The sequence below is a fragment of the Streptosporangium sp. OZ121 genome, assembly GCF_051918885.1.
Lineage (GTDB): Bacteria > Actinomycetota > Actinomycetes > Streptosporangiales > Streptosporangiaceae > Streptosporangium.
This window is the reverse complement of the sequence record NZ_JBPXMC010000025.1, coordinates 127,846-136,319: the sequence shown is the minus strand read 5'-3', so window position 1 is coordinate 136,319 and position 8,474 is coordinate 127,846. Positions and strand designations below refer to the sequence as shown.

Here is an 8,474-nt window from a genome sequence, read left to right as displayed (position 1 = left end):
AACACCCGCCCACCGCAGCGAGCACCGACAACAACCACACCGAGCACACCCGGAAAACGCCCCACCCGCACCCCCGGAAGACCCCAAAGCACGCGGGAAGGAAAACACCCCAGGAACACGGGAAGGGAAGCGCCCCACACACCCGGAAAGGGAAGCGCCCCGGATGCACGGGAAGGGAAACACCCCACCGAGAGGAAGTCAGACGAGCTTCCAGTCGTGGCGTTCCAGGAAGGCGCGCTCGCCGGTGGCGTACTCGGTGAAGGCCTCCTGGACCGCCCCCAGGTCCGGGACGTGCGTGCGGAACATCCGGTTCCTGACGCTGTCCTTGTACTCCAGCTCGTAGCCCGAGATCTCCGGGGAGCTCTGGACGAAGTGCTCGCCGAAGACGACCAGGGCCGTGAACGGGTTCTGCGGGGACATGGTGGCGAGCGCGTCGGAGATGAGCTGGAGGTCGGGCCCGACCACGATCATCCCGTCGCCCGTCCGCATCTCCATGGTCGGGTAGACGCCTCGCGGAGACAGGTTGTGCACCAGGCCGCGCTGCGGGTCGTAGCAGACCAGCCCGCACTCGGCGGCCAGGGCGAAGACCTCGGCGGACACCTCGTCGGCCCGCTCCGGGTCCATGCTGACCAGGACGTGGTCAGGGGAGAGCCACTCGGCCCCGGGCAGCCGATCGGCGAACGCCGTCACCCCCGGGTACGCCTCGGCGTCCTCCCGCTCTTCGGGGCGGGGGTCCTCGCCATGCGGGAGCGTCGCCTCCGGCTCCCCGGGGGGAGGCGTTCCAGGGTCCTTTGAGGCCCCACGGTGGAGGGACAGGAAGACCTGCTCCGCGTGTTCCCTGGTGATCGGTTTGGGCTCGTACCAGACGGCCAGTTCGAAACTCACGGCTCCATTGTCCTCCGGGTGCCTTTCCCGGTGGAAAGGGCCGGACCGATCGGGTGATCGACCCGGAGGACGCGCCGGTGGCCTGAGCGCTCACGATGCGCGGGAAGGGTCAGCCCCTGTGTGACCCTGCCAGAGATGAGCCCGCCGTACCCGCTCATCCTCGTACGGATCGTGAAGCCTCGAACGACCACGTGATTTCCTGCCACCCGGACGCTACGGAGCCGCTGCATATTTTCCGCATATACCGAACAAACCGATCAGGGGCAGCCGGTGATCGATGACCCGAGGAGCCCGGCCAGGTCGTCCGCCTTCGTCCCGTCCCCGATGACGGTGAAGAGCTCGTGGGCCTCACGCCAGCACCTGACGGCCCTCTCCCTGTCGCCGGCCGCCGCGTGGGCGAGGCCGAGGCTGCGGAGCGCGCCGGCCAGGTACGTCGTCCAGCTGCGGGTCCGCCACAGCGCCACGGACTCCGTCAGGCGCTCGACCGCCCGCGCGTGGTCGCCGTCGGCGCGGTCGAGGTCGCCCAGGATCCAGAGGGCGTCGGCCAGGTGGTGGGTGAGGTTGTAGCGGCGGCTGAGCTCCTCCACGGTGACGGCCGTGGGGCGCGCCCGCTCGTCGCCCTCGCCGCTGTAGAGCTTCGCCAGCGTGACCAGGGTCATCGTCTCGGACGCCGGGTCCCGCGCCACCCGGGACATGACGAGGGAGCGGTTGAGACACCGCTCCGCGGGTTCCGGCTGGCCGGTCTCGACGTACGCGAGGCCGAGGAACTGCAGGGACGTCGCCTCGAAGCGCGGGTTTCCCAGGGTCTCCGCCACCTCCAGCGCGCTCACCAGGTGCGGGATCGCCGAGAGGACGTCCCGCTGGCCGTGCGTGATGCCGAGCGCCAGGTGGGCGCGCGCCCGGCCGCCGAGGTGGCCGGTCTCCTCCGCGAGGCGCAGCGCCGTCCCCGCCGACTCCACGGCCGGTTCGACGAATCCCTGCGCGGCCAGGCCCCAGGCGCACATCACGTGGGCGTCCGACAGCCCGCGCAACTCGCCGGCCTCGGTGAACATCTCCGCGAGCCGGACGGCGTTGGTGTGCAGCGCCACCATGGCGCCGCCCTCGTGCTCGACACCGGTCCAGGTGGTCACGTCGAGCAGCCCGCGCAGCATGACGGCCTCGCCGAGGAGGTTCCCGGCCGTACGGCAGGCCAGCATGGCCCGCTCGTTGAGGCGCCGGCACTCGGAGAAGAACCCGTGGGAGTCGAAGTAGCGTTCGAGGCATCCGGCGAGGTCCCAGGCGAAGTCGTCGAGCTCCAGGACGCAGGCCTGCTCGACGAGACCGGCCAGCGCGGTCCGCTCGGCGTTGAACCAGGCGAGGGGGTCGCGCAGGAGGGACGCGGCGACGTCGCCGGGCAGTGCCCGACGCGGCGCCGGGCCGTGGAGCACGGCGTAGCAGGCGCCGTGGACGTGCTCCATGGCCTGTTCAGCCAGCCAGAGCCACGCGCCGAACGCCCTGGTCGTCGCGAGCAGGAGTTCGGCCGGTTCCTCCTCGGCCTCCGCGCGCTCGCGGGCGTACAGCCGGACGAGGTCGTGGAAGCGGTAGCGGGCCTGCCCGGTGGCGTCGACCCCGGAGATGGTGACGAGCTGCGCGTCCACCAGAGACTCCAGGTATGTCTCCCCCTCCTCGTGCGGGCAGTCGAGCAGCGTGGCGGGGACCCAGCTCGCGAAGCCGGGGACGTCGAGAAGGCCGAGCAGCCGGAAGGCGCGCCGCGCGTTCGCGGGGAGACCGACGTAGCTCAGGGCCAGGCTCGCCCTGACCGCGCGGTCGCCGACGACCAGCTGGTCGAGGCGCCCGCGCTCGTCGCCGAGCCGCCCGACGAGCCAGGCGATGCTCTGCCGGGGGCGGGCGGCCAGTCGCGCGCCCGCGACGCGCACGGCGAGCGGGATGCGGTCACACAGCCAGACGAGTTCGGTGGCGGCGGAGAGCTGCGCGGCGACGCGGTCGTGCCCGATCAGCCGCGAGAGCAGCTCCACGGCCTCCTGGGTGCTCAGGACGTCCAGCTCGACGGCTCGCACGCCCTCCAGGCCGGAGAGCCTCGCGCGGCTCGTGACGATCACCGCGCAGCCGGAGGCGCCCGGGAGCAGGGGTCTCACCTGCTGCTCGGACGCGGCGTTGTCGAGGACGATCAGGACGTTCGCGCGGGCCAGGCGGCTGCGGTACAGCGCGGCACGGGCCTCGACCGACTCCGGGACGCTCGACCCGGGCACGCCCAGCGCGACGAGGAACCGCCCGAGCACGTCGCCGGGGTGCTCCTGCTCCTCTTCGTGCGCGCCGTGCAGGTCGACGTAGAGCTGCCCCCCGGGAAACCTGTCGGCCAGCTGGTGCGCCACGCGCACCGCCAGGGCCGTCTTGCCGATGCCGCCCATTCCGGTGATGACCGAGACGGTCGTCGTGGAACGGTCGTCCAGTCGCGCGACGAGTTCCCTGACGTGCTGCTCGCGCCCCGCGAAGTCGGCGATGTTCATCGGCAGTTCCGCGGGAGGCTCGCGCGGCTCGGCCGGCCCCCGTTTCGTTCTCGGCTGCTCGTCCCGGTCGTCCTCGGCGAGCACGCTCGCGACCTGCTCGGGGTTCGCCCGCTCCCCGGCCAGGATCAGCCGGTGCAGGTCGCGCAGCCGGTCCCCGGGTTCGACGCCCAGCTCCTCGTTCAGCAGGCGCCGGGTGTCGGCGTACACCGTCAGCGCCTCGGAACTCCGGCCGGCGCGGGTGAGCGCCACCATCAGGTGCGCCCGCAGGCGCTCGCGGAGCGGGTGCGCGTTCACGTGCCCGGTGAGCTCGGCGACGAGTTCCGGCTGGAACCTCACCGCGAGGTCGGCCTCGACGCGGTTCTCCAGCGTGGTGAGCCGCAGCTCCTCCAGACGCGCCGCCTCGCCCGACAGGTCCTCGACGAACCGCAGATCGCCGTACGCGGGGCCGCGCCACAGCCGCAGGGCCTGGTGGAGGAAGTCCGCGGCCTCGTGGTGGTCACCGTGCAGGAACGCGTCGCGGCCGTTCTTCGCCAGTGACTGGAATCGATGGATGTCCAGCTCACCGGGGTGCACGACCAGCAGGTAGCCGCCGTGCCGGCGCAGGACCCGCTCGTGGCCCAGGGACTGGCGGAGGCGGGAGGCGTACAGGCGCAGGTTGTTGTCGGCCGTCTTCGGCGGGTGCTCGCGCCAGAGCGCGTCCACGAGCAGGTCGTCGGCCACGGACCTGTTGGCGTGGTGGAGCAGCATCGCGAGCAGGGCCCGCTGCTTGCGTCCGCCCAGGGGAAGCGGCTGGTGGTCGGCTCTCACTTCGACCGGCCCCAGGACGGAGAAGTCCATACCACTCCCCTGGAAGGTTTCGCAGTGGCCAAGTTTGCCCGACCTCCCCCCGACCGTCAATGATCGTTAACGATTCCCGGGGGTTGGAACGGGCCACGGAACCCGGGAGTCCAGGGGGATCCCGCCGAGCCGGCGTTAGGCGGGCGGCCTGTCGGCGGCGGCGACCCGCGACAGCTCCACGGTGCAGAACGCGCAGCGCTTGGCGTCGATCGGGATGTCGCTCAGGCACTCCGGGCATTCCTTCTCGGTGGCCTTCTTGTTCCTGTCGAAGAAGCCGATCAGCCGGGTCATCGGCATCACGACCAGCCAGTAGATGACCGCGGCGATGATCAGGAAGCTCAGCAGGTGGTTGATGAAGTCGCCGTACATGAACCGGGAGCCGTTGATCGTGAACACGTACTGCGAGAAGTCCGGATTCCTGCCGCCCGTGATCGCTCCGATCAACGGTGTGATGAGGTCCTTGACCAGTGCCTGCACCAGCCCGCTGAAGGTCGCCCCGACCACGACGGCCACGGCGAGCTCGACGAGGTTGCCCCTCAGCAGGAACTTCTTGAATCCGCCCATCACTCATGTCCTCCACTCGTGAGGACGGTCGGACTACCCCCCTGTCGACGGCCAAACTTCCGTATTTTCCGGGCATTCCGCGGAAAAGAGACAGTGCCGGGACGTCGCCGCGCGGGGTGGTGGGCGCGGAAGGCTACGATCGGCGCAGTTCGTGAGCGAGGCGGTCGGATGGACTTTCGTGTGCTGGGCCCCGTCGAGGTGTTCGCCGACGGAGGGGTGGCGCTGGACATCGGCCCCTACCAGCAGCGGCTGGTGCTGGCCATGTGCGTCCTCGCCGCCCCGCGGCCGGTCGGCCCGAGCCGGATGATCGACGCGCTCTGGGAGGGCGACCCTCCGCCGGGGGCGCTCAACACCGTGCAGGCGTACGTCTCCAAGCTCCGCCGCGTCTTCGAGCCGGGCAGGACGAGGAACGTGCCCCCGGTGGTGCTGGTCAGCAGGCCGGGGGGCTACGCGCTGGACGTTCCGGGCGGTGCGATCGACCTGGGCAGGGCGCGGGGGCACGCGGCCGGGGGCAGGAGCCTGGGAGCCGGGGGCGACCACGAGGGAGCGGTCAGGGAGCTGCGGCTGGCGCTGGGGGAGTGGCGCGGGGAGCCGCTCGCGGACCTGTCGGGCACCTCCTGGGCGGTGGAGGAGAGCGCGCACCTGGCCGAGCTGCGGCTGACGATCGAGGAGGACCTGGCCGAGGCGGAACTCGCGCTCGGCCGGGGGGCGGCGCTGACGGGCGGGCTGGTCCACCTGGTCGGCGCCCACCCGTTCAGGGAGCGGCTGCGCGTGCTCGCCGCCCACGCGCTCTACCAGGCGGGACGGCAGGCCGACGCGCTCGGCGTGCTCGCCGAGGGGCGCCGGCTGCTGATGGAGGACATGGGGCTGGACCCCGATCCCCGGTCGAGGGAGATGGAACGGCGCATCCTCGGCCAGGATCCCGCGCTGGCGCCCCGCCTCGCGGTGGGGGTGGGGCGGACGGCGGCGCGGGAGGAAGAGGAGGAGAAGGTCACCGGGCTGGTGGGCAGGGACGCCGAGGCGGAGGTGCTGGAACGGGCGGTCGCCGGTGACGGGCACCGGGTGGTGCTGCTCGCCGGGGAGCCCGGCATCGGCAAGACCAGCCTGGCCGAGCACGCCGCCGGGGTCGCGCGGGCGCGCGGCCACCGGGTGGTGTGGGGCCGCTGCTGGGGCGGCACCGGCGCGCCGCCCTTCTGGCCCTGGACGCAGGCCGCGCGGGACCTGGTCGGCAGGGACGGTGAGCTGGCGCGGCTGGCCGGAGCCGGACCCGCCGGGCAGGCCGGGCAGGCCGGGCAGGCCGGGCAGCTCGGGCAGTTCGCGTTGTACGAGGCGTTCGCCCGGCTGCTGAACGAGCACGGCCGGGTCCTGGTGGTCCTCGACGACCTCCAGTGGGCGGACACCTCGTCGCTGCGCCTGCTGGAGTTCCTGGCCTCCGCCCGGCTCTGCCCCGAGCTGACCGTCGTGGCCACGTACCGCGACACCGACGTACGCCCCGGCGAACCGCTGGAGCACGCTCTCGGCGCGCTGCTGCGGCTGCCGCACGTGCGGCGGCTCCTGCTGCGCGGCCTGGCGGAGGAGGAGATCCGCGAGTATCTGGGACGTGCGGGCGCCGACCCCGAGCTGGCCGCGGAGATGGGCAGGCTGACCGCGGGCAACCCGTTCTTCCTGGGGGAGGTGCTGCGGCTGGGGGAGACCCCCGAGGCGCTGTCGGACGTCGTGCGCGGCCGGATGGCCGGTCTGCCGCCCGGCACCGAGGAGGTGCTGACCGTCGCGGCGCTGCTCGGCAGGGAGGCGGCGACCGACATCCTCACGCGCGTGGCCGGGCTGCCCGAGGAGCGGGTCCTCGACATCGTCGACGCCGCCGTGGGGGCCCGGCTGCTGGTGGAGGGGGACGGGCCGAGCTGCCGCTTCGTCCATGACATCGTCCGCGACGTGCTGCGCGAGGCGCTGCCGCCGCTGCGGCGCAGGAGGCTGCACGCGCGGATCGCGGAGGTGCTGGAGGAGCGGAGCGGGACGCGCCTGACCGAGATCGCCCATCACTGTCGCGAGGGGCTGCTGAACTCCCGGATGGCGGGCAGGGCCATCGGCTACACCCGGCGCGCGGCGGCCCAGGCGAGCGCGCAGTTCGCCCACGAGGACGCGGTGGAGGGCCTGGAGAGGGCGATCGCGATGATCGACCGGCTGCCGGAGCCCGACGACGCGCTCCGCTGCGACCTCCTGCTCGACCTGGCCGAGGCGCAGACCGCGGCGGGGATGAGCGCCGCGGCCCACGCCTCGCTGGAGGCCACCGCGGAGATCGCCGAACGGCTCGGCGACGACAACCGGCTGGCCAGGGCGGTGCTGGGGTTCTCCGACCCGATCTCTGTGGCCATGTACGAGGAGATGACCGGCATCGACCGGCTCGCCGGGCGCGTCGACCGGGTCCTCGCCTCGGATCTGGCCGCGGACTCGCCGTGGCGGGCCCGGTTGCTCGCCGCCGCCGCGCTGACCGGCTCCACCGTACGGCCCGTCGAGCGGAGCGTGGAGATGGCGGGGGAGGCGGTGCGGCTGGCCCGCCTCGCCGGTGACGAGCCCACCCTGGCCAGGACGCTGATCGTCCTGGAGATCCTGCTGCGCTCCGGCCATGACCACGAGCGCCGAGAGGCGATCGCCGGCGAGATCGCGGAGATCGGCCGCCGCACCGGTGACCTGGCCGTCGAGTGGATCGGCAGGGAGAACGAGTACGTCGAGCTGACCGCCAGGGGGGCCGCCGGGCGGGCCGCGGAACTGCTGGACCGGCTGAGGGAGACCGCGGAGCGGCTCAGGCTTCCCTCGATGGTGAGCCTGGCCGCCTGGCAGGTCGCGGTCCGGGCCTACCTGTCAGGGCGCTTCGCCGACGCGCTCGCCGCGGCCGACGCGTCCGGCGCGGCCCATCCCGAGGGGGCGCTGGGCAGGGACGACGCGTCGCTGCGGCGGGAGGTGTTCCGCTTCCTGTCCCTGCGGGCGGCGGGCAGGGGCCACGAGCTGGATGATCCGCACGAGCCGGGCAGGGGCCATGAGTCAGGCAAGGTCCATGAGCCGGGCAGGGTTCCCGAGCCGGGCAGGGTTCCCGAGCCGGGCAGGGTTCCCGAGCCGGGCAGGGCGGGGGAGGCGCTCGCGCTGGCCGACGAGATGCTGGCCCGCCGTCCGGGGCAGAAGCCCTGGCGGATCCTGCGCTGCCTCGCCCTGGTCGACCTGGGCAGGACGGCCGAGGCGCGCGACGCCTTCGCCGAACTCGCCCGCGACGGCTTCGCGGCGATAGGCCCCGAGCTGGCCTACCGGTTCGTCCCGGACGCCGTCAGCGAGATCTGCGCGGCGCTCGGCGACGAGGCGGCGGGGAGGGTCCTGTACGGCAGGCTCGCCCCGCACGCGGGCCGGTTGCTGGGCTGGTCGCTGACCGACCTGTGCCTGGCCAGGCTGGCCCTGCTCGGCGGCGACGCGGACCGGGCGCGGGCCCATCTGCGGGCGGCCGAGGCGTTCGCCGCCGGGGCGGGGCTGCGCGTCTACGGGCCCGCGCTCCGCGCGCTGGGCGAGACGCTCCGCCCGCCGGGGGCGTGATCGGCCGCGACGCCCCGCGGTCCGCGCGCCGGCCGGTACGTTTCGCCTGCGACGAGAGGGTTAGGTGGTAAAGGCCTGAGGGTGTCCGTGGCCGGGGGCCAGGAG

Annotated in this window: 4 protein-coding genes; 1 reads left to right on the top strand and 3 read right to left on the bottom strand. The window is 73.1% G+C overall.

Annotated features, from left to right (window positions below; genetic code table 11):
- Positions 1-198: 198 nt before the first annotated feature.
- The 3 genes from ACTOQ1_RS33015 to mscL all read right to left on the bottom strand — a co-directional run bounded on the left by ACTOQ1_RS33015 (position 199) and on the right by mscL (position 4,793).
- Positions 199-885, bottom strand: a complete 687-nt coding sequence (locus tag ACTOQ1_RS33015; RefSeq protein ID WP_440071881.1) for a hypothetical protein — start codon at positions 883-885, stop codon at positions 199-201.
- A 257-nt stretch (positions 886-1,142) separates the two neighbouring features.
- Positions 1,143-4,229 carry an AfsR/SARP family transcriptional regulator gene (locus ACTOQ1_RS33010; protein ID WP_440071880.1) on the bottom strand — a complete coding sequence of 1,029 codons (3,087 nt, stop codon included), beginning with the start codon at positions 4,227-4,229 and terminating at the stop codon, positions 1,143-1,145.
- 135 nt (positions 4,230-4,364) lie between these two features.
- Positions 4,365-4,793, bottom strand: coding sequence for a large conductance mechanosensitive channel protein MscL (mscL, locus tag ACTOQ1_RS33005; protein WP_440071879.1), 429 nt, complete (start codon positions 4,791-4,793; stop codon positions 4,365-4,367).
- Between the two features lie 168 nt (positions 4,794-4,961).
- On the opposite strand from mscL, the gene ACTOQ1_RS33000 reads away from it, so the two are divergent.
- Positions 4,962-8,369 (top strand): BTAD domain-containing putative transcriptional regulator, encoded by a 3,408-nt coding sequence (locus ACTOQ1_RS33000; RefSeq protein ID WP_440071877.1) that lies wholly within the window; start codon positions 4,962-4,964, stop codon positions 8,367-8,369.
- Positions 8,370-8,474 lie beyond the last annotated feature (105 nt).